This is a genomic window from Beijerinckia mobilis (assembly GCF_000745425.1).
GTDB lineage: Bacteria > Pseudomonadota > Alphaproteobacteria > Rhizobiales > Beijerinckiaceae > Beijerinckia > Beijerinckia mobilis.
Genome location: NZ_JQJH01000011.1, coordinates 120,452 through 143,388 on the forward strand (window position 1 = coordinate 120,452; position 22,937 = coordinate 143,388).

Below are 22,937 nucleotides of genomic sequence, written 5' to 3' on the forward strand. Positions count from 1 at the left end.
GCCGCCCTCGTTGCGATGCGTCCATCCCCTTCGCCGCAAGACTTTAATCCCGTCACGCACGGCCCCACGCTTGCAAGCGGCGCGGCACGATGTGGAGGAATCCTCGCGGAACGAGCGGCGGGCGTTCGGTCACGCTCCCGGAGGGGAAGCGACCTTTCGGAATGGTCCCTTTGGTCCCCTTGGCACTGAGCCAAAGGCACGGAACCGAAAGATCAGGTGGGAGGCTGGACAGAGACCCGCCCGGGCTCGTTAGGGCTGCTTCCTTCCGGACCTGACCCGGTTGGCGAGTGGAACGTCCACCGCCAACCTCCCGAATCCTATTTGGACCGGCGGCGCGATTTTCGCAACCTCGGACATGAAATTTATCCCGGATTTCCTTGCCAGCAGCCAAACGCCATTGCGCTCCCGCCCTTGACGCTCCCGCCCCTGGGCCTGAAATTTTCTTTCGTTTCCTTTTGCCCGGAAAAGGCGGAAAATAGAACCAGCGAACAGTCCTGCCACGGAGGCGCGGTCATGCCAGCCAATCTCCACGCGATTGACACCCTGCCTTCCGAACCTTCGGCCGAAACCGGCTTCGCGATCAACGGCCTCGACCGGCAGTCGGAACGCCGCGAGGATCCGGCCTTCATCCGCGAACTCCTCGGCCAGACGAGCACCCGGACGCTGGTCTTTTCCGGCGACATCCCGATCCTCAATCGCGACGGATTGCTGCACGACCCGACCTTCCTGCTCGCCGATGCGCAGCGGCTCGGCCCCGCCAGAGAAACGGCCTTTCTGGGTCTCGATGCGACAGGCACGGCGCTGTTCGCCACGCTGATCGACAGTATGAGCGCCGAGACGCAGCAGGCGCGCGACGATCTCGCCATGATCGATCTGCGCACGCTCGCTTTGCAGGCGCTGCTGCCGCCAGCCGTGCTCGGCCGCCTCGCCCAGGCAAAAAGCCTGCTCGGCTGGCACGCTCGGCACCGGTTCTGCGCCAATTGCGGCGCCAGGACAGAGGTCTCTCTGTCGGGTTGGCGGCGGCATTGCCCGGCCTGCAGTGCCGCCCATTTTCCCCGTACCGATCCGGTCGTCATCATGCTGGTCGAACAGAGTGGCGATTGCCTGCTCGGACGCCAGCCCGGCTTTCCGCCGCGCATGGTCTCCTGCCTTGCGGGCTTCATGGAAGCGGGAGAGACCATCGAGGATGCCGTGCGCCGCGAAGTGCGTGAGGAAGCCGGCATCGGCATCGGCCGGGTCTCCTATTTCGCCTCCCAGCCATGGCCATTTCCGGCCTCATTGATGATCGGCTGTATCGCCGAGGCGCAGAGCCGCGATCTCACCATCGATCATGACGAACTCGAGACAGCCGGCTGGTATTCGCGCGCGGAGGTGATGAAAATGTTAGACGCGCCGGCCGAAGGGCCAATCGCACCGCCGAAACCCAGCATCGCCAATCTTCTGATGCGCAGCTGGGCCATGGGTCGCCTCTCCCTATAGGCTCAAGCCGCATTGGGGCAGAAGCGCCCCCGGTCAGCTTTCGATTGTCACATCCATCATCGCCATCAGGGCGGCAGCGATACGGCTTTCACAACGCCTTCCGTGGCGCAGCAGATAGAATGCGCGATCCGGCAATCGAAACCGCACGGGACACAACAGACCCGCCTCGAGACTCGCTGCGCAAACGGAGGCCGAGAGCGCGGTCGCTCCAAGCCCCGCCTCGACCGCCGCGCGGACCGCCTCATTGGACGGAAGTTCCATGGCGATCTTCATATCCTTCAACGGAATATCGAGTTGCGCCATGGCCTCTTCAAAGGCGAGCCTCGTCCCCGAGCCCTGCTCCCGCAGAACCCAGTCTCCGGCGAGAAGATCGGCATTGGTCAATGGCCCTGGCTTCGTTTCTCCGTTCTGCCAGGGATGATCGGGCCCGGTGACCAGAACCATCTGGTCGCGCGCGATGGGCCGGTAGACGAGGTCCTCGCTTTCGATCCTGCCTTCGACGAAACCAAGCTCGACGGCGCCGCCGGTAATGCATTCGGCAACCTGCGCCGTATTGCCGATCGAAAGCGCGATTCTGATGCCGGGATAGGCCCGGCGAAAGGTCACGAGATGGCGGGGCAGCCAATAACTCGCAATGGTCTGGCTCGCCATGAGACTCAAAGTGCCGCGTTCGAGCCTGCCGAATGCGCTCAAGGTCAATTCCGCATGATCGACCTGAGCCAGGATCACCCGTGCCTCGACAAGCAGCGCGCGGCCCGCCTCGGTCAATTCGATACGCCGACCGACACGGTCGAAAAGCCGGGCGTCATGCCGCGTTTCGAGCGCAGAGATCGCATGGCTCACCGCCGATTGCGCCAGATTCAGCGCCCGCGCCGCTTCGGTGACATGCTGTCGCTCCGCGACGGCCACGAAAATACGTAATTGTTCCAGGGTCACAGCGTATCAATCAATCTAAATATTCGATCGATCCAAGTATAATAATCTATTGGAATCATGATTTAAGCAAGGTCATCTTTCTCTGGCCGATGGATTGGCGGGAAACCGCCTCGATCATCACCGGCGCCGTTCCGTCTCGCTCTCGGGATGCCAGTCATGACCTATACTCAAGCCCTCACCGATCCACCGGCCGTCACCGTTCTCAGCGCGCCAGTCCCCGGAATCATCCGCAATTTCACGCCGAACTGGTTCACCGTCACCATGGGCACCGGCGTGCTTGCGCTCGTCCTCAACCAGTGTCCGCCCGGTTTTCCGGTTCTGCATCGGATCGCTATCGGTCTCTGGCTCGTCAATATCGGGCTTTTCGGCCTGTTCACCCTGCTCTACTCCGCCCGCTGGATGCTTTATTTTCACGAGGCGAAGCGGATTTTCCACCATCCGGTCATGTCGATGTTCTTCGGCGCCGTGCCCATGGGTCTTGCGACAATCATCAATGGTTTCCTCGCTTTCGGCCCCGCACTGATCGGCGATCAGGCCGTCACGATCGCCGAAATTCTGTGGTGGATCGACGCCGCTCTGTCGCTCGCCTGCGGCATCGCCATTCCCTATTTCATGTTCACGCGGCAGGAGCATGCCATCGAGAAGCTCACCGCCGTCTGGCTTTTACCGATCGTCGCCTGCGAAGTCGCCGCGGCCAGCGCCGGGCTGCTGGGGGGCGTGCTGCCAGCGTCCCGTAGCCTCGAAGTGCTGGTTCTTGGCTATGCGCTTTGGGCCTGTTCCGTCCCGCTGGCGATGAGCATTCTCGTGTTGCTCTACCTCCGCCTCGCCGTGCACAAGCTGCCCGAGCAATCACTCGGCGTGTCGGCCTGGCTGGCGCTCGGTCCGATCGGCACCGGCGCGCTCGGCCTCATCCTGCTCGGTGGCCATGCCCCCTCGGCCTTCGCCGCCCATGGTCTCTCCGATGTCGGCAAGGTCGCTTATGGAATGGGCATTCTCGGCGGTATTATTTTCTGGGGTTATGGCCTGTGGTGGCTCGCCCTGGCGGTCCTCAAAACCATCCGCTATCTGCGCGAGGGCCTGCCGTTCAACCTCGGCTGGTGGGGCTTCACCTTTCCGATCGGCGTCTATGCACTGGCAACCCTCGCGCTGGCACGGACGACCGGCCTCACCTTCTTTTCCGTGATCGGCATTGGTCTTTCCATCAGTCTCGCCATCTTCTGGTTGATCGTCGCGGTGCGCACACTCGAAGGCGCCTGGAAGAGAACTCTCTTCATCTCGCCCTGCCTCCAGAGCGCCTGAAGCGAAAATTCGATGCGGGAAACGATAGGGGCCACAGCGCCCTTGGTATAAGACATCACCCGCAGCGGGAGCCTGTCCCGCGCCCAATTCCTCCATGGACCAACAGACGATGAGCGAAGACAAGTCTTCAAGCGCCCTGGTTTTGTTTTCCGGCGGACAGGATTCCACTACCTGCCTCGCCTGGGCGCTCGACCGTTTCGCCAAGGTGGAGACGATCGGCTTTGCCTATGGGCAGCGCCATGCCATCGAACTCGACCAGCGCCAGATCCTGCGCGCCGCATTGCTGAAGAACTTTCCGGCCTGGGCGGAAAAACTCGGCGAGGATCATCTTCTTTCGCTCGACGTGCTTGCCGCCATCTCCCAATCCGCTTTGACCAGCGAAATGGCGATCGCCATGGATGCCGATGGCCTGCCGAATACATTCGTGCCTGGACGCAACCTGATCTTTCTGACCTTCGCCGGCGCCGTCGCCTATCGGCGCGGGCTGAAACATATTATCGGCGGTATGTGCGAGACTGATTTTTCCGGCTATCCCGATTGCCGCGACGATACGATCAAGGCCATGCAGCTCGCCCTCAATCTCGGCATGGACCGCCGTTTCATCCTCGATACACCGCTGATGTGGCTCGACAAGGCTGACACCTGGCGGCTCGCGGATACACTTGGCGGCCAAAAGCTCACCGATCTCATCATCGAGGAAACGCATACATGCTATCTCGGCGAGCGCGGCAGCCGTCATGCCTGGGGCTATGGCTGCGGTACCTGCCCCGCCTGTGACTTGCGCGCAAAGGGGTATGCGGCCTGGCGCGGCGAACCGGTTTAACGAGGCGATTTCCGGGGCAATGCGTGCCGACCGTATCGCAAAAACTGTTGCAAGATTTGCGGCCTATCCACCTGCATATGGCCGACCACGCTCCAAGTGAGGCTCACTGATCGCCGGAACCACCTTCGTCCATGACTTGACAATCATGGCTATGAATACCAATGACTTTAAGGAAACAAGCACGCCTTTCCTCAATCCTTAAGAGACTGCTCAATCATACTTAAATCCCCATCATAGAAATCATTTTGATCAATCCAAATCATTTCTGGGTAAGCTTCAGGCATATTCAGCATGGTTGAAGAAATTCGGACATTCTTGTGGTTTGATCGCTTCAAAGAGCCCCCCGATCTTTTTCTCAACAGCCGGAATAGTGCGTTTCCCAGCTTTGCAAAGCAGAGCCTTCAGCTTCGTAAACATCACTTCAATCGGATTGAGATCGAAGCAAATAGGCAAGTAAAAGGCCTTATTGAAAAAATCTCTACTTTCGAATGAAAACTGAAATGAGCGACCAAATGACCACACAGCCGATGGTTAAGACTATCAGAGAACTTGTTAAGTTACGGTTGGCTGAAGATAACTCTCAACGATTGTTAATGCCACCTATTCAGCGTTCATTGGTCTGGACCAATGAACAGATCATCAACTATTGGGATAGTCTTCTACGTGGATATCCCGCTGGAATGATGATGTATCATCATGTGATGGATGACATCCTAGAAGGACGCAATATAGAAGGAAGAACATCCAAAGCAGGCAAACGAGATTTACAGATCTTTGACGGCCAGCAACGCCTAGCCGCTATCATGCTGGGCTTTGCCAAAGGAGAACTTGCAAAAAATCGTAAGCTTTGGGTTGATCTTGGATCAACACCAAAGACAGCGAGCGGCTTAAAGTTTCAGTTACGTATAACGAGTACGGGCCAACCCTTTGGTTATAATCCGGATGCACCAAATCAGAAAGTTGAGCTGAGCAAACGCCAAGAAAAATGGAAAAAATGGTTTCCAACAAACCCGGCGGATGTCTTTAGGACCGCAAATGGCAGTGATATAATTGATGCAGAATGCGCAATTCCTTTCTCAGAACTTTGCAACAAGCTCGAAGAAGAAGACAACTCGATTAGCATGTGGTTACAGGAAAAAGGAATATCAGATGATACAATCAATAAATTCGTAGTGGCCTTGCAAGGAGCCCTTGATAGAGCAGTTATTCTTCAGGAGGTCGACAGAAAGCTGGTCTCCGACCAGGAGGAATATATCCGCTTTTTCACGCGGATAGGGCAAGGCGGCACACGTCTCTCCGACGACGAACTGACGTATTCAATGATCAAATGTCATCATCCGGAGATCCATGATCGGATGATCAACATCGCGCAAAGCAAGACAGGGCGTCTCGCTAGCGAAGTTGATCTGGCACTAGCATCTCTGCGTGTTGCAAGAACGATGAAGCGTTGGCATGATGCCAAGGAGTGGGAGGTGACTCCTCGCCCTCGCCCAAGTTCTATTGCCGATTTGCGTAATAGACCGGAGGTTCAAAATGAATTTTTTCATCTGGTTGGGATTGGGTTACAAAGCTCAAACATCGACACAAAACTGGAAATAGCACTTGCTAGTCTTCGCGAAGCACTGACAAATGACAAAGGCATAGAAGACAACAAAGATTTACCGCCTATTTTGTTAGCCCGCTTACCGCGTGAACTTGTTGATACGCTAATTCTGTTCACCGTAACACGTGGTGTAGACAAACCATGGGGAACTTCAGATCGCGACATCATGAGGGCCTTTGTGCTCTATTGGATGCTATTTATCCGAGACGAAGGAAAGGCTGCACGATATATTTTCGAACAGGTCGCCTTTCACCAATGGTCATTTACCACGGAAGCCATTCGTAAGCTTATCCAGACTTACGAACGCGAGGGTATTGGATATTTTCTACCTCGGCCAGCCATGCTACCTAGTTTACGTCATGAAGTAGAAAAAGCTGATCATCATCTTCGTTCACCGGCTGATCGTTTTATCGTTAGCAACCGCGACAATGAACGAGAATTTAGCGAGGTATTACGCGTGCTTTCGACGAAGACTGAACTCATTAAACGCGCTTTAATGTGGCTCCAACGCGACTACCTTATGAAAAACTTTCCACATTACGACCCCACATCCGAACGCGATGAAGATCTGCCAATTGATCTTGATCACATCATTCCTCAAAAAGCATTTGGTTTCCATTGGGGTGAATGCACAGCCTATCTAGCGAAGGACGCAATTTCCGACAATTTTCGATGGAATCGTAGGCTTATTGGGGACTCACTAGGAAATTGTCGGTGGTTATCCGCTTCAGAAAACCGGAGTAAAGGCGCAGGCCCCAACGTGGCTACTAATGATGCAATTGATAAAATACCAAACGATCTGATGTCAGACTATGACAAGTGGAATAATCTCATCCCAGAACAGCGAAAGAATCAACCGTGGACACTGAGTGATGTTGCTACCTTCCAGCGCCTCATTGATCTACGCACGCTCGCTATTTACGAAAAAATATTAACTGAAAGTGGGATTGAACTCCTGCTCTCAAACCACGTCCCTGCCCCAATGCCCTGATACAATTGTTAGGCAATCGCTTTGCAGCAACGAGCGTGTGGTATCGATAACGAGGATCATTTGCTCGATCCCAGTGGGGACCATCAAACGAAAGAGTCCTATACATTATAGCTTATACTAAGTCTCATTAATCCCAACATGTTGGGATTAATGAGGTCGGGGGAAAGCCGCAGCCCCGCAGTCACGACAAGAGAGGCTTAAAGAGTCAGCTTATTGAGATTCGGTATTATCCTAATAACTTATGCTGCCTTCAACGGGTTCAAAACAGCTTATTCTATCTTCAAGGCGTACCGAATTTATTGGCTTTGAACTGCTTCCGAACTGTAGTCTCAAGCTCACTTAATTACTTTACATCGCAAGACGCATCACTTCTGCCAGAGGGAGGCGGTCAAGTGATTACATTTACCATCTCCCTATTTTCGGATCATGCACTGCTATTCACCAGCGTCTGAAAGTGCCAAAAGTCGACATTAATCGAATCACTCTGCTCAAGCGTCTCAGACTCATCATCGCATCCAGCAAATCATACAGGTCGTCCATCCCATGTTTCCGCCAGAAGGAGATTCTCATCAAAAAATGATCAAGAGGTGACATGTCGATGTCTAACAGATTCTACGGGCTGTTCTCAAATATCTGCACTATTCTTTACTTCAGACCGTTAATCATCATCATTGCATTATCAGACGACAACCGGTTCCATAGCGATATATGAATTTATATCGGGCACTACGCCGAAAGCGAATTTCTGCCAGCGCCCTGTAACGGAATGGGGGCGACGCACGAAGAATCTCATATGGCTATGCCAAAGCCATGACGCTGAAACAGCCCTTCCAGTAAGGAACCAGCATGAGATCGTTCTTGAAAACCACCGGGCCGGTTCTCGCCGCCCTCGCGGCTCTTGTCTCGTTTTCCTCCGCGCCGCGCGCCGAGGGTCTCTTCCCGCCCGGCGGGCTTCCCGGAAAATCACCCTCCACCGTCTATACGATGACCAATGCCGTCAACGGCAATGCGATTCTGGCCTATCGGCAGGCGGAAAATGGCACGCTTACGCCTCTTGGCACCTTCGCCACGGGCGGCCTTGGTTCGGGAGGCGGCCTCGGCAATGCCGGTGGCGTGGTCCTGAGCCCGGACCAGCATTGGCTGTTCGCCGTCAATGCCGGCAGCAATGAAATTTCGGTTTTCGCGATTGGCGAGGAAGGCGGCCTGCGCCTGGCTTCGAAAGTCGCGAGCGGCGGCGGTCTCCCGGTCAGCGTCGCCGTCGATGATGATCTCGTCTATGTGCTCAATGCCGGCAGTGATCTCATCGCCGGATTCCGGCTCACCGCGGACGGCCGTCTCGAAGCGATTCCGGGCTCTTTGCGGTCGCTTGGCGCCACCGGCACCAATCCCGCCGAAATCGCCTTCAATCCTGACGGGCAAAGCCTCATCATCACCGAAAAGGCGACGAATAAACTCGCTGTTTTCGCCCTCAATCGCGACGGTCTCGCCGATAATACGCCGCGCTTGGTGGCAACGCCGGGCTCCACGCCCTTCGGCTTTTCCTTCAGCCATCGCAAGACGCTTCTGGTTTCCGAAGCCGGTGGCGGAACCAACGGCAGCTCGCTTTCCTCCTATCACATTCTCCGCGACGGCCTGCCGAAGGTCGTGGACGGAGCTGTGCGCACTCTCCAATCAGCTGCGTGCTGGGTCGTCGTAACGCCGGATGGGCGGTTCGCCTATACGAGCAATGCCGCGAGCCAGTCGATCTCCGGCTTCCGTGTCTCGCCCTCCGGCGATCTCACGCTTCTCAACCCCAATGGCGTCAGCGCCACCAGCTCGGGCAATGGCAATCCGATCGACAGCGTGATCAGCCGCGACGGACGGTTTCTTTATGTTCTGAATGCCGGCCGCGATACGATCAGCGTCTTCGGGATCGGTCATGACGGCGACCTTTCGACCGTCGGCACCGTGCAGAATCTGCCGACCAGCGCCAACGGGCTTGCGTTCCGCTGATCCCAAGCGGTCACGGCATCAAACCGAAACACATATCCATTCACTGACAAGGAAAGTTTCGGACCTGACAGCGATCCTGCTGTCTGGATAGCCCTGACTTGTCTGTAACGAAAGGGAGCGTCGGAGAGGATCCGGTTTCCAGATCCGACGCTCTTCAGGAACAAGTCACGCCCTTCTGCATCCCGACCGCGCTCGAAACCTCATCGATCCCGTTCGGCTTGATCGATGAGGCTCTTGGGAATCTGTCGATGCTCCGTTTAATCCCGTGCCGATATCAGGCGCGCGCTTCCTCGCTTTCCAGCTTGCGGCGGGGTGGCTTGCCGGCCATTTTCTGCGGGCGGCCCGACGCGGAAGATTTTGCGCCATGACGGTCGCCATTGCGGTCGGAATGGGCATGGGAATCCGGCGGCTGCGCCGGCTCGATGCGGATGCCGTCGCTATCGGGCAGGCGGATATTGGCGGCAAAAATATCCGCCATCGGCGCCGCAACCTCGAATTTGGTTTCGCGTTCGAAGATTCGGATCGCGCCTATAGCTCCACGGCTGATCTGGCCGCGCCGGCAGATCATCGGCAGGATCCAGCGCGGATCGGCATTCTGCTTGCGGCCGATGCCGAGCTTGAACCAGACCGCGCCCGCGTCGGAAATCTGGCTGCGCCGGCCATTTTGCCCATCGCGCTGACGCGAATCAGGGCCGAACCCTGGATCACGCACTTCCTCGGGGGCGGGACGATGTTCGCGCAGCAGCCGGGCGAAGGCTGCGGCAATTGCCTGCGGCGAATGGGTTTCGAGCAGCATGGCGGCGCTCGCCTGATCCTCCTCGCCCGCCGGTTCGGTAAGCAGGGTATCCTGCAGCAGGCGTTCCTGATCGAGCTTGCGAATCTCCTCGGCACTCGGCGGCGCCTGCCATTGGATCGGCAGGCCCAGCGCCTTGAGGAATTGTTCGGCGCGCCGCCGCCGCGAGGGCGAGGCCAAAAGAATGCTCAAGCCCTTGCGCCCAGCACGACCGGTGCGGCCACTGCGGTGCTGCAAGGTCGCCTGGTCATTCGGCAGATCGGCATGAATGACGAGACCGAGATTCGGCAGGTCGATGCCGCGCGCTGCAACATCGGTGGCGACACAGATGCGCGCGCGGCCCTCGCGCAAAGCCTGCAAAGCGCGGTTGCGCTCGTTCTGGCTCAATTCACCCGACAGGAGCACGGCGGAAAAACCACGCTCGGACAAAAGAGCCTGCAGATGCCGCGAGGTTTCCCGCGTGTTGCAGAAGACAAAGGCGCCCGGCGCCTCGACCTGACGCAGGAGGTTCACGACGACGAGCGGAATTTCATCCGGCACGACGCGGACCAGCCGATAGTCGATATCCGCGTGGCCGCCAGCGGGAGTAGCGACGGAGATGCGTGCCGCATCGCGCTGATAGCGCTGGGCGAGCGCCACAATATCCTTTGGCAGCGTGGCGGAGAACAGCAGCATCCGCCGTTCCGGCGCGGCAGCGTCGAGCAGCGTCGTCAAATCCTCGCTGAAACCGAGGTCGAGCATCTCATCGGCCTCGTCCAGCACGACGGCACGCAGATGCTGAAGGTTGAGCGCGCCGCGCTCCAGATGATCGCGCAACCGGCCCGGCGTGCCGACGACGATATGGGCGCCATTGTCGAGATCGCGGCGCTCCCGGCGCGGATCCATGCCACCGACACAGGTGACGAGGCGGACACCCGCATGGGCATAAAGCCAGCTCAATTCCCGATGCACCTGCAAGGCGAGTTCGCGCGTCGGTGCGATGATGAGCGCCAAGGGCGCATTGGCGACAATGCGGCGCGGTCCTTCTTCCGTCAGCAGAGCCGAACCCATCGCCAACCCATAGGCGATCGTCTTGCCGGACCCGGTCTGTGCCGAGACCAGAAGATCTCGATCCTTGTCCTCCCATTCGAGGACGGCCGCCTGAACGGGAGTCGGCTGGTCATATCCACGCTCGGCAAGGGCATGGGCAAGGCAGGGGTGGCGGGTGGCAAAGGTCAAGAGCGGATCGATCCTCGGGATGAGCGGGGCATCGGGGAACAGCATCCCTGCGACGAACCGCGCGATGGAAGGTCATATACCAAGTCTCCTTGATCCCGACCGTCGGGTTCAAGGAGGTCCGGCGGAAAACCGCCGCCCCCCGCAGTCGCGGGGAGCCAGATCTCAACGAATTATATTAATTGAGACCTGGTCATCAGCGATGGAGCAGGCCATCGCGTGGAAACAAAGGGACGCCACCCTGAAAAGCCCTGGGCCTGGGGAGCCCCAGGCCTGACAAAGAGAGTCTTTTCATCACAATGAATAGCCGCAGGATTGCACGGCTTTTGAAAAAAGGCTCTCGTTTGCCCGAAAGACCGAACCTGGCCGGCCGTACCATCATGGGACGGGCATGGCGGGACCTAAAGGTAGGACCTTGAGGCGGAACCATGATCGGCAACTGCCTTGCCGACTGCGCCGCCAATGCGGCGCATATTGGTTGCGGCATCATGCATGGACATAAACCCATGGACAATGCGGCATGGTGGCGGTTTGCGGAAGATTGCACCCGATGGGACAAACCCGGATGTCGCCAACGGGCCGTAAGAGGGGAACGTCGCTACTCCACTCGCACTATCATGAGCCAGATTCCCTGGATGAATTTAGTGACATCCTTCCAAGAATGAAAGTGTGCCGCAATGGAGCCGACCGGCTACCGGGGCGCGAAGCATCGCCTTTACTTTCAGCAGGCTCGCTTTCCGGCAAAACGCGCCGGATTTCCCCTATCATCCATGATTCTGGCAGGAATGCCACGAAGCAAGACGCGTTGAAGCGGGTTTCTCGCGGGTGATCGACTGATCGCCGGGATCGGCCGCACTTCATCGGCATCTGTTCATGAGTCTGGCACTTTTTAATGCGCCATCATGACGATAGCACGAAGTCGCGTCTTGCAGGACACCCCTCCTGAACAGGGAGTCCTGTCTCGGCCTGACTCACTTCTTGCCGAAGCTGAGATTGCCGAAACGCGAATTGAAGCGCGACAAACGGCCGCCACGATCGAGCAATTGCTGCGTGCCGCCGGTCCATGCCGGATGGGTCTTGGGGTCGATGTCGAGGTTCAGCGTCGCGCCTTCCTCGCCATAGGTCGAGCGGGTCTGAAATTCCGAGCCATCGGTCATCACGACCTTGATGAGATGGTATTGCGGGTGAATATCGGCCTTCATCGAGCCCTGTCCTTCCGGTAAACGAATGCGCTCGCGACAAGGGTGCAGATCATACGCTGTCCAGCAGCTTTTCTGCGTCGCCCGAGCAGGAATGTTTCCGCTCAGCTCCTCGATGGAAGAACAGGAGAATGTGCCGCCCGGCTCAACGCATGAAGAACCGAAAGCGGAGCCGCAGGCCGATCACAGCGCCATCGGCCTGGTCACATCTGTTCCGTGGTCGGAAAGAGAGAATGGAATTATCCATGCCTATAATCCGATCCCGCCCGGCAGGCAAGTTCCCGCAATTCATTCCCTTGAATCCATTTCCCTTGAACCCGTGTGTCTTGAACCCGTGTGCCCTGAATCCGCCGCTTCTCCCGCGACTTTACTCCCGCGCCGCGAACGTGTACCTCCGTCAGGCAAGCACAATCGATGGACGATGGGCGCCGGCATCGGAACCTTGTGCATCGGGACCTTGGGCATCAGAGCGTTGGCGGCGCGAGCACCATCCAATCGATGGTTTTTGGCGCGCCGCAGACTCCGCAACGCCATGGCGAATTTTGACGCCATGAGCATTTATTCTGCATCGCCCGGTTTGCAAAGGCTCCAGGATACAGCTTCCTTGGGAGCAGATGTGAAACAAGCATCGTGCTCCAGGCTGACAAATTTGAAAAGTGAACGCGTCGCATGGCGAATGTGGTGGTAGTCGGCGCCCAATGGGGCGACGAAGGCAAGGGCAAGATCGTCGACTGGCTGTCGATCGAGGCAGATATTGTGGTGCGCTTCCAGGGCGGCCACAATGCCGGTCATACGCTGGTCATCGGCAACCAGACCTATAAGCTCGCGCTGCTGCCGTCGGGCATCGTGCGGCCCGGCAAGCTCTCGGTCATCGGCAATGGCGTCGTCGTCGATCCGCAGCATCTCGTCGAGGAAATCGCCAAGCTCAGCGGCCAGGGCATCACCATCACCCCTGAAAACCTGAAGATCGCGGAAAACGTGCCGCTGATTCTCGGCCTGCACCGCGAACTCGACGCGCATCGCGAATCTTCCACCGTCGAGGGCGTGAAGATCGGCACCACCAAGCGCGGCATTGGCCCCGCTTATGAAGACAAGGTCGGCCGCCGCGCCATCCGCCTCATGGATCTCGCCGAACCCGATACGCTCGACCAGAAGATCGCCCGGCTTCTCGCCCATCACGAGCCCTTGCGGCGCGGGCTGGGGTTAGAGCCCATCAGCGCGGCGGCGATCCGCGCCGAACTCGAAGCGGTGGCGCCCAAAGTCCTGCCCTATATGACGGCGACCTGGGATCTGCTCGAGAATGCGAGGCGCGCCGGCAAGCGCATCCTGTTCGAGGGCGCGCAAGGCGCGCTGCTCGATATCGACCACGGCACCTATCCTTTCGTGACCTCCTCCAACACAGTGGCCGCCAATGCCGCGACGGGGTCGGGTCTCGGCCCCAAATCCATCGGCTATGTGCTCGGCATCGCCAAGGCCTATACGACGCGCGTCGGCGGCGGGCCTTTCCCGACCGAACTCAACGACGAGATCGGGCAGTTGATCGGCGACCGGGGCCATGAATATGGCGTCAATACCGGACGGCGGCGGCGCTGTGGCTGGTTCGATGCGGTCTTGACCCGGCAGACGGTGAAAACCTGCGGCATTGACGGAATCGCTCTGACCAAGCTCGATATTCTCGACGGTTTTGCGGAGATCAAGGTCTGCGTCGCCTATGATCTCGACGGTCAGCGCATCGACCGGCTGCCGGGCGCCCAGGCTGCGCAGGCGCGCGTCAAACCGATCTACGAGACGATAGAAGGCTGGCAGGGCACCACGGCCGGCGCGCGCTCCTGGGCCGATCTGCCGGCGCAGGCGATCAAATATGTCCGCCGTATCGAGGAATTGATCGAAGCTCCCGTCGCCCTGCTCTCGACCAGTCCGGAAAGGGCTGACACAATTCTGGTCCATGATCCTTTCCGGGATTGACATGCGTCGAACGGATGGGAATCCCTTTCCCAAAGGGCGATGAGCCTAACTCATCGCCCTTTGGCCCCCGCGACTGCGGGGCGGCGGCTTTTCGCCGAACACCATGGATCACGACAGGTCGTGATCCATGCACTTTGGTATTATGCCCACTGTTTTGAATTCTCGTCCGATTGATCCTAAAAGGGGTTCGTGCCCCGTCTTTCCGCGCCGTCCTGACGGCGCGTCCCAGAAAGAATGTTAAAAACCGATCATGGCTGATTATTACCCGCTGCTTGCCAAGGCCGTCGCAGGCTTGCCGAATGCGTCGCCCGACGCGCGCCACGCCATCTATGAGCGCGCCCGCAAGGCGTTGATCAGCCAATTGCGGGCGCATCAGCCCCCCGTGCCCGAGGCCAATATTGCCGCGGAAAATGCGGCTCTCGATCAGGCCATTGCCAAGCTCGAAGCCGAACTCGCCGGCATAAAGCCACCAGGCGAGAGCAAAGAGAGCGCGGTTCCGGAGAAAGAAAAACCGCCGGAGAAAGAGAAGCCGAAAGAGCAGCAGGCCGCTCCAGCACCGGCGGCAGCGCCTGAACGCCGGATAGCCGATTCGACCGCTGATTCGCCGGCCGCCGTTTCTCCCGCGTCTCCGCCGCTGCGGACGCGGGCGCGCACTGCCGAAGCCCCGCCGGTCACGACCGGGGCAACGGCGCAAGCGGCAGCGACACCAGCCGCATCTTCCACAATTCAGGCGGCAAGCGCCCCCCAAACCAATCCGCCCGGGCTGAAACGCCGGGCCGCCCCCGCCGAAGAGGCAGCACCGGCGACTTCCCCCTCCCCCTCCCCCGTCGCCAATACGGAAGAGGCACAGGCCGATTTTTCGCGGCCTTTCGCGCCGCAGCCGAAAATCGAGCGCCGGGCCCCCAAGCAATTGTGGATCGTCGGCGCCGCCGTTACCCTCGTCGTCGTCCTCGTCGCCATCGCCGCCTGGAAATTGCGCGACAAGCCGGAGGAACTCGCCCAAACGCAAGAGGAGAATGCACCGGCGAAGAGCGACGGAAACGGCAAGATCATCGACCGGATCGGCGGCGGCACCATCACGTCCTCAGCGGATGAAGCCGCCAGCAGCGCGCAAGCCGCAGGCGAAACGGCCGCAACCTCTTCTTCGCCCACGGCCGAGACGGCGCAACAATCCGGCGGAGAGCAGTCCGCCAATAGTCAGGCGGGCAGCGTCGCCAATAGCGCCACCAGCCAGACAGTGGGAGCGGCGACTGCCCAGACCGGCCGCGCGGCCTTCCTGATGGAGGCGCCGGACGAGGCGAACAAGGTCAAGACATGGACCGGCACCGTCACCTGGCGGCGGGAAATGGTCGCCAACGAGGCCAATGATCCGCTCGACGTGGCGGTGCGCGCTGATATCGACATACCGGCGATCAAATTTCAGGCGACCCTGCTGTTCCAGAAGAACACCGATCTGAGCCTGCCCGCCACGCATACAATCAAGCTCAATTTCAACGTCGCGCCGGACGGCCCCTTCGCCAATATCAAGCAGATCAGCGTCCCGCAGTTGCGTTTCGAGGATACGCCCAACGGCGAGGCGCTCGGCGGCATTCCGGTGCAGATAACCGACAATGCCTTCCTGATCGGCCTCAGCCGTGGCAATAGCGAGGCCACCAATACCAGCCTGCTCAAGGGCCGGCCATGGATCGACGTGCCGATGATGCTCGGCAACGGACGCATCGCCAAACTGACCTTCGAAAAAGGCGCCGCCGGCAAACAGGCGCTCGACGAAGCCTTCGCTGTTTGGTCTCAAGGCCAAGCGCAATGATTTGGGCTTGAAGGCGCGACGTGGCAAGCCGATCGCGCCTTATTTTTCAACAGAGTCCTGATTGATACCGCACTCGCCCTTTTCCATCTGAAGGGCGAGGCCCTGTCGGACGCATCCAGCACCGCGCGCCGGTATCACCACTGTATCCTTCTCCTTGCCTTGGCCGAACGTTTATCGGACGCACTCCGACCGTCGCCACAGCTTCAAATGGGCATTTGACGAATACAAACATCTTACGGAATTCTATCCTGCTCTTGGAAATAAAATCATTCTATTGTCGAAAGTCTCAGTCGAGAAACGCGCCAATTTCATTCTCGGCGCCTAGATGGATAGGAAGGACTGATTAGCTTGAGTTCGTTCTCAGAAGTTGCGGATATGCGGATGCAATTCATCATCGGACAAGCCAAAAATCAGCCAGAGCGAGCACCTATTAGCCACCGATAAATTGCGCAAAAGATTCGCTGCATTGCATGAACTTACCTTGATGGCTCTTCATATTTCAAAAGACATTGGATTGACCTGAAATCGGCTGAAAGATATGGGCGTAACCACTCCGGCATAGTTAGCCCATCACTCTATTGTGTATCAAGGTATGCATGTAAATCATTCATAAATTTAGAGAGCGGCGCATCGTCGCCGAGTTTTCTCGATGCTAAATATTCTAAAGCTCTTGTAGTGTAAGCAGTCTTATTTTTCGAGTAGGGTACATCGGGCTCAAGCCAAGACTCACGTTCGCCGACGGGCACGAGAAAAAGGCCGACATCCGCGCAGATGTGAATGAGACGCTTTAAGTCATCCTTGGCTTTCTCGTTCAGCAAGTCCGACTGAACGCCAAAGCGCTTTAGCTTGGACCAGGCGCTCGTTTCCGCACGGAGGTCGCTTAGCCTTCCCTTGAGCCACTCCAGCTTTTTCTCCGCACTAGCCAGGTTCAGTTCTGCCATCTTGACTGGAAGCTCTTCGAGATGACCGATAACCTTTGCAACAAGGTCTGAAGAAGGCGTTGCTTCAATACAAGAGCGAACGCTGGCAGCCAGTTGGACGGCTTCCTCAGTGTCTTTCAGGAAAGCCTGTACGACCTTCAAGAACTCCGGGGCAATGCGGATGAGATCGATGTCCACAATTGCAGCATGAGGGACACACATATGTTTGTATGGTGTCGCCACTGTCGCTGTGGCCTGCTTACTGTAAGAGTTGACATAGTATGTCTCTCCAGCACGATCGTCGTTCGTCGATAGGGCTCCATATAGAACGGCATCGCCATCCGATTCAGTAATGACAACTTTACGGTAGAAGATACCATCAAGCACACGGCCGGAGGAGAGGACGTGATTTCCAGCGATTGTCTTAAGCTCTTCTGGGCTCAGGGATGTAACCAACTGGCCATTCCGACCGCGTGATATCCGAATGACTGTGATGTCCGTCCTAGCTGCGATGACGCCGCGCAAAAAGTCAGCACTGTGGGTGGAGCAAATGATTTGTTTACCCCCGAAGTTCTCTCCGCATAAGGCCTTTCCCATCTGGAATGCCTGCGGTGGATGGAGAAAGGCCTCAGGCTCATCGACTAGGATGACCTCCCGCGATAGGGATTTAGCAGCGCCGAGGGTCGCGACGAAGCTCCGCAGGCCATCCCCCTGTTCATCTAGACGCGCACATTTTTGCATAAATTCGCGAGCCCGAGCCCTATCATCCCGTGGTAAGTTGACGAAGGAGTCTGCGACTCGCATTTCAAGCGCGCCGGGATCGGAAAAATTGTCAAGAGCAACTTCTATATTAAAAGCCTGTTGGATACGCTCAGAAAGCCATTTCTCGTCTTCATTGGAATTGGAGCTCTGGAAAAGTGCTTCTACGAGGCTGGTAACACCCGGGTTGTGAGGGCGATGGAGATTTGTTTTGTGTTTGGAAAAGCTAAGGCGCGCCTCGGTCGTGAGATAGGCAAGTAGCTGGCGCACGAATGATGAAGCTATGAACGCGCGTGCAGTGTCTTCCGACAACGTATGTTGGGCAAGCTGGTTCGGGAAGTATTGGATGGACATATTCTCATCAAGACTAATGCCGGCACCATCTAGGAAATACTGCCCCGCATTATTCGCTTTCAAACCCGCAGCGAGGCTCGTCACCAACTCAATTGCACTACGACCAATGTCGATCCCTACGTGCTCCAGGACTTTCATTTGTTCCTTTCGCCCACTCGCACATAAGGTGATATCCCGCAGCAGCTGGCTCTTTCCTGCATTGTTCGGACCAACGATTACAGTGAAGATGTTGAGAGGAATAGGCGCCTTGCCACGAGGTACGATGTCAGTAATACGATACATATTTAGGTACTCAAAATATTGGCGCGAAGAGATACAGGCATCTATGACAATGCATCCCTCACATCGAGCTTCAACACAACCTTATATTGGAGTGAAGCTTCCGAATTGGCCAGTTTGTCGGAGAGGTTATTCAGTATAATATACATTTTTTCTAACAGGGGCGGAGGAATGATTTTTGATCTTTCTAGAGCGATTTCGGATGGCTTCAAAACACCTCATAAAAAATACGGTATTTTCCGAAACTTTTAATTACCACGCGACTCTATTCCAATGCGAAACCGCTCTATTAACGGGAAGCGGATGCCTCCTCACGGTCGAACGATGACGTTAAAGGATTATGACACCCAAGTCCGTAAACGATGCAAAACAACCTGAAAATCTTCCCCCACATTAAACCAATCAATCATCATCTCCGCAGACAATATCCATTCCCCGACGCCAAAGATATAAACGGCATCATTCCCCCAACCCAAACTCACTCCTGTCCCAAAAGCGCCCTCGCAAGACCCACCGCGCCCGCACACACATCCCGCCATGTCTCCTCAAATCCGGCATCAGCGCCATAATAGGGATCGGCGACATCCTGACCGGCGCGGCCCGGCACATGGTCGAGCAGCAGGCTGAGGTTCGCGATGCTGTCTGTAGGCGCAAGCCGCCGCAAGGCCGCGAGATGGCCTTTGTCCAGCGCAACGAGATGGGTGAATGTTACAAAATCCTCGCGCCTCACCTGCCGCGCGCGATAGGCACCGATCTCAAACCCATGACGGCGGGCGACGGCCTGGGCGCGCGGATCCGGCGGCTCGCCTGTGTGCCAATTGCCGGTGCCGGCGGAGTCGACAGAGGCGGTGAGGCCGCGCCGTATGACCTCCTCGCGAAAGGCCGCCTCGGCCAGCGGCGAGCGGCAGATATTGCCGGTGCAGACGAACAGAATGGCATAGGACCGCAACAGGGTCAGATTCCTTTCGGGGATACAGGCCGGAGATACAGCCGCGTCACAATTGGATGACATCGAGCGCGTCACCGAGATAATGTCGCGCGATCTCCACCACATGGGCGTGATGGGTGAAGAGAATGGGCTGCACCCTGTCGCCAATGGCAGCGAGAGCGCGCAGGCCCTGGCCGGTGCGGCGATCATCGAAACTCGCAAACAGATCATCGCCGATGAAGGGCGCCGCCTCGGCGCGTTCGGCATAATCGGCGAGATAGGCGAGACGCAAAGCGAGATAGAATTGATCGCGCGTGCCCTCGCTCATCTGGCCGATCCGTAGCAGGCCGGCGCCGCCCGCCCCCTCCTTGCCGCCGACCAGAAGCGGTTTATCATCCTCGTCGAATTCCTGTTCGATCAGGGTCCATTCGCCCGCCGTCAGATCGCTGAAAAGGGCGCTGGCGCGCCGCAGCAGCGGATTCTGACTCGCTTCCCGCGTCCGTTCGATCGTCCGCTCGATCAGCCGCGCGCCGATCTTGCGCAGCAGAAAAGCGCGCGCCGCCTCGGCCATTTCCGCCTCGGCATTGCGGCGCTGCTGCAAAGCGATTTCGGCGCCCTCGCCGTCGCCGCCCTCGAGCTTCTGGCGCCGCTCCACCCGCTTCGCATGTTCGGCATAGATCTCATTGGTTTTGCTGATCGTCTGTTCGGTCTGGCGATGCACGGCCTCGCGATCGGCGTCCAGCCGGTCGCGGTCGATCGCGGCGAGGTCGCGGCGTAGCTCCTCCTCGCCGCAGCCCTCAGCGAGATCGCTGATTTGCAGACGCTTTTCCTCGATCTCGCGGGAGAGACGCCCGCGTTCCTCAAGCCGCTGCCACAAAGCGCCAAGCTCGTCGCGGGCGCAGGCGAGTGTGTCGGCGCAATACGTGAGGCGAAGCTCGACGGCCTCGCGCCCTTCCCGCGCCAGCGCGATTTCCGCATCGAGCCGGGTGAGCGTTTCACGGCCGCCCTCGCGGCGCGAGAAGGCCTGCTGCGCCGCCGACAGGCGTTTGTTGAGCGTCCGCACGGCATCATGCGGCGGCAGGTCGAGAAGATCGGTTGCGAGCGCCTGCACCAAAGCCGCGGCATCCTCCTCGAAACTTTTGCGGTCGCGTTTCATGCCGTCGACGCGGCGGGCGAGAGCGTCCCGCTTTTCGAGCAGGGGTGGCACTTTTGCCCAAATGGCGAGCGCGGCTTCGGCCTCCTCGAACGAGGCTTCGCCACGCAGGCCAATCGCCTGCATGGCCGCGCCCCATTCCTGCAAAAAGCCCCGGCGCTGTTCCTCGCCACGGGCGCGCGCCGCCTTCAGCGCCTCGATCCGCTCACCAAGATCGCGCGCGCTGACGGCAAGCGCACGCGCACCGTCATAAGACTCGCGGCGGCGGCGCAGAACCCGCTCGATTTCGCCATGAAGGTTTTCTGGATCCTCCCGATCAGCCTCTTCGAGATCGAGGGCTTTCGCAAGGCTCAGGAGTTGCCCGGTCTCCGCTTCGAGCCGCACCTTGGCGGCCGCAAAGGCGGATTGTTCCGCCAAGAGACTTTCGCGGCGGCGCAAAAGCGCCTCGATCTGCGCCAGAAAGTTTTGCATCTCGCCGGGCGCGAGCGGTTCAAGCCCGGCGGGCCGCCACAAAGCCCGCCATTCTTCCGTCAAGGCGTCGCGGCGGCTGAGAAGGCCGGTTTCACGCTCCCCTGCCGCCTCCGCCCGGCTTTCCGTTTCCTGGCAGAGCCGCGTCAGCCGCTGATAGTCGGCAATCCTTTGCGCCTCACCGACGGCGCGGTCGGCGAGAAGATCGGCATGAAGGCGCAGCCGGTCAAAACCGGCGATGACGGTCACAAGGCTTTCTTGCGCCAGCAGCGCCTCGCCCAAAAGATGGCGGCGCAGGCTCTCCCAGACTTCATCGCGCCCGGCGCGCGCCTTTTCGATCGCCTCACGCGAGGCGACAGGCCCCTCTCCGGCCAGACGCGCGAGGTCGCGCCGCGCCGCCTCCCCCTCGGCCAAAGCCTCGGCCTTGCGCTCCTTTTCGCGCCGCAGATCGGCGTCTAGCGCATCGAAATCGGTGCGGAAACGGGCAAGGGTTTCGGACCCCGGCAGCATGGCGGCTGCCAAAACATCGAGCGAGGCGACGGGCGGACGCAGCCGCGCGGCGGCCTCGTGCAGCACTTTCGTCTCGGTCTCGATCCGGGCCTGCGATTCGCGATGGCGCGCGATGGCGCCGGGAAGACTGGCAAGCGCGCCAAAGCGGTCGGCCAGCGGGGCGGGATCGGTGCAGGCGCCGAACCGCTCCTGCTCTCGCGCCAGAGCAGCGGCCTTTTCCTCATCGGCGGCGAGTGTTTCCTCGTGTGCGCGCGCCTCGATCGCCGCCTTTTGCCCCAAGGTAATGAGCCGCTCGACCCGGGCAATGGCGGCATCGCCCGGCTGGTGCTGCGCCAAATCCGTCCCGCCGGCGAAATCCTCATCGTCGGAAGGCCGCAGACGCGCCGCGCATTGACGCAATTCCGCGTCGCAGCTTTCCATATCACCGGCGACACGCGGCAGATCCGTCAGAATTTTCGCGTAATTCTCGGTGCGGGCGAAGAGCCCGCTGACGCTTTCCGCCCTAGCGAGCAAAGCCTCATCGACGAGAATCGCGGCAATCTCCCGTCCAGCACGTTCGTAAGCTTCGGCAAGCTCGGCAAGTTTGCTGTCGAGCGAGGCGGCCTTGCCCAAAGCCTCGCCAAGTTCCTGCAACAGGCGGGGATCAGCTTCCGGCAGGACGCCCTGCGCCTCGATCTGTCGCAGACGCCCATCAATGGCATCAAGCAGCGGCGCGACACGTTTCAATCTGGCGAGGCGGGCTTCCTCACGGGCCAGCCCTTCGCGCTCCTGCCGGAGATTGTCGAGTTCCGCGCCAAGCTCTGAGATCTCGGCATTGAGACTTTTCCAGTCATCGGCCCTGAGTTCGTCGGAGCGGATCGCCGCGCTCGCCGCATTGTAACGGTCGAGCGCCTGATAAAAGAGCCGGTGGCCAGCCTTGCGCGTGCCATAGAGTTGATCGGCTTCCTCATCAAGCGTCTGGCGCAGGCTGACGAGACCGCGAAGGCCCGAGGCCGCGGCGAGCAGGCTGGCGCCGACATCACCCTCGGTTCCGGCCAGATCGGTGGCGCTCGCCCGGAGCCTTTCGGCATTGAGACCGAAGGCATGATCGAAGACCGCGCGCGAGAGGCCGCCAAGGTATGGCGCCAGCGCATCATCCGGCAGCACGGCGCCTTCCGCATCACTGAGCGCATTCTTGTTGCCCGGCTTACGGCGAAACGACAGGCGGCTGCCGTCGCGCGCGAGCAGCGTCGCTCCAAGCCGCAGATCCTTCGCCCTCTGATCGAAGGCATAGGGGGAATTGCGGGCGGGAATGCCAAACAGAAGATCGCCGATGGCGGCAAGGGTCGAACTTTTGCCGGCCTCGTTGCGGCCATAGACCACATGCAGTTTCGCATCCTCGCGAAAGGTCAGGAGACGATCAGTCTTCTGCTGCTCGGAAAAGGGGCCGTAGCGTTCGAGCGAAAGCGAGACAAAACGCATCGC

The 22,937-nt window shown here is 58.8% G+C and carries 15 protein-coding genes and 1 other RNA gene; 8 read left to right on the top strand and 8 right to left on the bottom strand.

What is annotated here, in order from left to right; all coding sequences use genetic code 11:
* Positions 1-215: 215 nt before the first annotated feature.
* Positions 216-312: signal recognition particle sRNA small type (ffs, locus tag DL88_RS19900), an RNA gene on the bottom strand.
* Positions 313-513: 201 nt separating this feature from the next.
* On the opposite strand from ffs, the gene nudC reads away from it, so the two are divergent.
* Positions 514-1,479, top strand: a complete 966-nt coding sequence (gene nudC, locus DL88_RS10595) for an NAD(+) diphosphatase (protein ID WP_051955886.1) — start codon at positions 514-516, stop codon at positions 1,477-1,479.
* 33 nt (positions 1,480-1,512) lie between these two features.
* Here the strand turns inward: nudC and DL88_RS10600 are convergent, their stop codons facing one another.
* Positions 1,513-2,415, bottom strand: a complete 903-nt coding sequence (locus tag DL88_RS10600; RefSeq protein WP_034995691.1) for a LysR family transcriptional regulator — start codon at positions 2,413-2,415, stop codon at positions 1,513-1,515.
* A 156-nt stretch (positions 2,416-2,571) separates the two neighbouring features.
* On the opposite strand from DL88_RS10600, the gene DL88_RS10605 reads away from it, so the two are divergent.
* Positions 2,572-3,714 carry a TDT family transporter gene (locus tag DL88_RS10605; RefSeq protein WP_034995694.1) on the top strand — a complete coding sequence of 381 codons (1,143 nt, stop codon included), beginning with the start codon at positions 2,572-2,574 and terminating at the stop codon, positions 3,712-3,714.
* A gap of 109 nt (positions 3,715-3,823) precedes the next feature.
* Positions 3,824-4,537, top strand: a complete 714-nt coding sequence (gene queC / locus DL88_RS10610; RefSeq protein ID WP_034995782.1) for a 7-cyano-7-deazaguanine synthase QueC — start codon at positions 3,824-3,826, stop codon at positions 4,535-4,537.
* 276 nt (positions 4,538-4,813) lie between these two features.
* Here queC and DL88_RS20670 read toward each other — a convergent pair whose 3' ends face one another.
* Positions 4,814-4,954: a hypothetical protein gene (locus DL88_RS20670; protein ID WP_210165301.1), complete on the bottom strand. Its 141-nt coding sequence runs from the start codon at positions 4,952-4,954 to the stop codon at positions 4,814-4,816.
* Positions 4,955-5,049: 95 nt separating this feature from the next.
* On the opposite strand from DL88_RS20670, the gene DL88_RS10620 reads away from it, so the two are divergent.
* Together DL88_RS10620 and DL88_RS10625 are read left to right on the top strand one after the other, a co-directional pair.
* Entirely contained in the window at positions 5,050-7,131 is a 2,082-nt protein-coding gene (locus tag DL88_RS10620) for a DUF262 domain-containing protein (RefSeq protein WP_034995698.1), read from the top strand.
* Between the two features lie 846 nt (positions 7,132-7,977).
* Complete coding sequence (locus tag DL88_RS10625; RefSeq protein ID WP_051955878.1) at positions 7,978-9,123, top strand: lactonase family protein; 1,146 nt, start codon at positions 7,978-7,980, stop codon at positions 9,121-9,123.
* A gap of 274 nt (positions 9,124-9,397) precedes the next feature.
* Here the strand turns inward: DL88_RS10625 and DL88_RS10630 are convergent, their stop codons facing one another.
* Together DL88_RS10630 and rpmE are read right to left on the bottom strand one after the other, a co-directional pair.
* Positions 9,398-11,134: a DEAD/DEAH box helicase gene (locus DL88_RS10630; RefSeq protein WP_034995791.1), complete on the bottom strand. Its 1,737-nt coding sequence runs from the start codon at positions 11,132-11,134 to the stop codon at positions 9,398-9,400.
* A gap of 968 nt (positions 11,135-12,102) precedes the next feature.
* A complete protein-coding gene (gene rpmE / locus DL88_RS10635) occupies positions 12,103-12,333 on the bottom strand; it encodes a 50S ribosomal protein L31 (protein ID WP_034995700.1) in 231 nt (76 codons plus the stop codon).
* A gap of 91 nt (positions 12,334-12,424) precedes the next feature.
* On the opposite strand from rpmE, the gene DL88_RS10640 reads away from it, so the two are divergent.
* The 3 genes from DL88_RS10640 to DL88_RS10650 all read left to right on the top strand — a co-directional run bounded on the left by DL88_RS10640 (position 12,425) and on the right by DL88_RS10650 (position 16,102).
* Complete coding sequence (locus DL88_RS10640) at positions 12,425-13,018, top strand: hypothetical protein (protein ID WP_156971048.1); 594 nt, start codon at positions 12,425-12,427, stop codon at positions 13,016-13,018.
* Positions 13,000-14,295, top strand: coding sequence for an adenylosuccinate synthase (locus DL88_RS10645; RefSeq protein ID WP_034995705.1), 1,296 nt, complete (start codon positions 13,000-13,002; stop codon positions 14,293-14,295). Before DL88_RS10640 ends, DL88_RS10645 begins: the two co-directional genes overlap by 19 nt.
* Positions 14,296-14,545: 250 nt before the next feature.
* Positions 14,546-16,102, top strand: a complete 1,557-nt coding sequence (locus DL88_RS10650; RefSeq protein WP_034995706.1) for a hypothetical protein — start codon at positions 14,546-14,548, stop codon at positions 16,100-16,102.
* A gap of 575 nt (positions 16,103-16,677) precedes the next feature.
* On the opposite strand, the gene DL88_RS10655 is transcribed toward DL88_RS10650, so the two are convergent.
* From DL88_RS10655 to DL88_RS10665, 3 genes are all read right to left on the bottom strand, one after another.
* A complete protein-coding gene (locus DL88_RS10655) occupies positions 16,678-18,417 on the bottom strand; it encodes an AAA family ATPase (protein WP_034995708.1) in 1,740 nt (579 codons plus the stop codon).
* A gap of 475 nt (positions 18,418-18,892) precedes the next feature.
* Entirely contained in the window at positions 18,893-19,426 is a 534-nt protein-coding gene (locus tag DL88_RS10660; RefSeq protein WP_210165302.1) for a low molecular weight protein-tyrosine-phosphatase, read from the bottom strand.
* Positions 19,410-22,934: an ATP-binding protein gene (locus DL88_RS10665; RefSeq protein WP_034995709.1), complete on the bottom strand. Its 3,525-nt coding sequence runs from the start codon at positions 22,932-22,934 to the stop codon at positions 19,410-19,412. Before DL88_RS10665 ends, DL88_RS10660 begins: the two co-directional genes overlap by 17 nt.
* Between the last annotated feature and the right edge of the window lie 3 nt (positions 22,935-22,937).

Bases quoted from the DNA above. Each gene is read 5' to 3' on its own strand.
- nudC (WP_051955886.1), top strand. From the start codon at position 514: ATGCCAGCCAATCTCCACGCGATTGACACCCTGCCTTCCGAACCTTCG.
- DL88_RS10605 (WP_034995694.1), top strand. From the start codon at position 2,572: ATGACCTATACTCAAGCCCTCACCGATCCACCGGCCGTCACCGTTCTC.
- queC (WP_034995782.1), top strand. From the start codon at position 3,824: ATGAGCGAAGACAAGTCTTCAAGCGCCCTGGTTTTGTTTTCCGGCGGA.
- DL88_RS20670 (WP_210165301.1), bottom strand. From the start codon at position 4,954: ATGTTTACGAAGCTGAAGGCTCTGCTTTGCAAAGCTGGGAAACGCACT.
- DL88_RS10620 (WP_034995698.1), top strand. From the start codon at position 5,050: ATGACCACACAGCCGATGGTTAAGACTATCAGAGAACTTGTTAAGTTA.
- DL88_RS10625 (WP_051955878.1), top strand. From the start codon at position 7,978: ATGAGATCGTTCTTGAAAACCACCGGGCCGGTTCTCGCCGCCCTCGCG.
- rpmE (WP_034995700.1), bottom strand. From the start codon at position 12,333: ATGAAGGCCGATATTCACCCGCAATACCATCTCATCAAGGTCGTGATG.
- DL88_RS10640 (WP_156971048.1), top strand. From the start codon at position 12,425: ATGTTTCCGCTCAGCTCCTCGATGGAAGAACAGGAGAATGTGCCGCCC.
- DL88_RS10645 (WP_034995705.1), top strand. From the start codon at position 13,000: ATGGCGAATGTGGTGGTAGTCGGCGCCCAATGGGGCGACGAAGGCAAG.
- DL88_RS10650 (WP_034995706.1), top strand. From the start codon at position 14,546: ATGGCTGATTATTACCCGCTGCTTGCCAAGGCCGTCGCAGGCTTGCCG.
- DL88_RS10655 (WP_034995708.1), bottom strand. From the start codon at position 18,417: ATGTATCGTATTACTGACATCGTACCTCGTGGCAAGGCGCCTATTCCT.
- DL88_RS10660 (WP_210165302.1), bottom strand. From the start codon at position 19,426: ATGTCATCCAATTGTGACGCGGCTGTATCTCCGGCCTGTATCCCCGAA.
- DL88_RS10665 (WP_034995709.1), bottom strand. From the start codon at position 22,934: ATGCGTTTTGTCTCGCTTTCGCTCGAACGCTACGGCCCCTTTTCCGAG.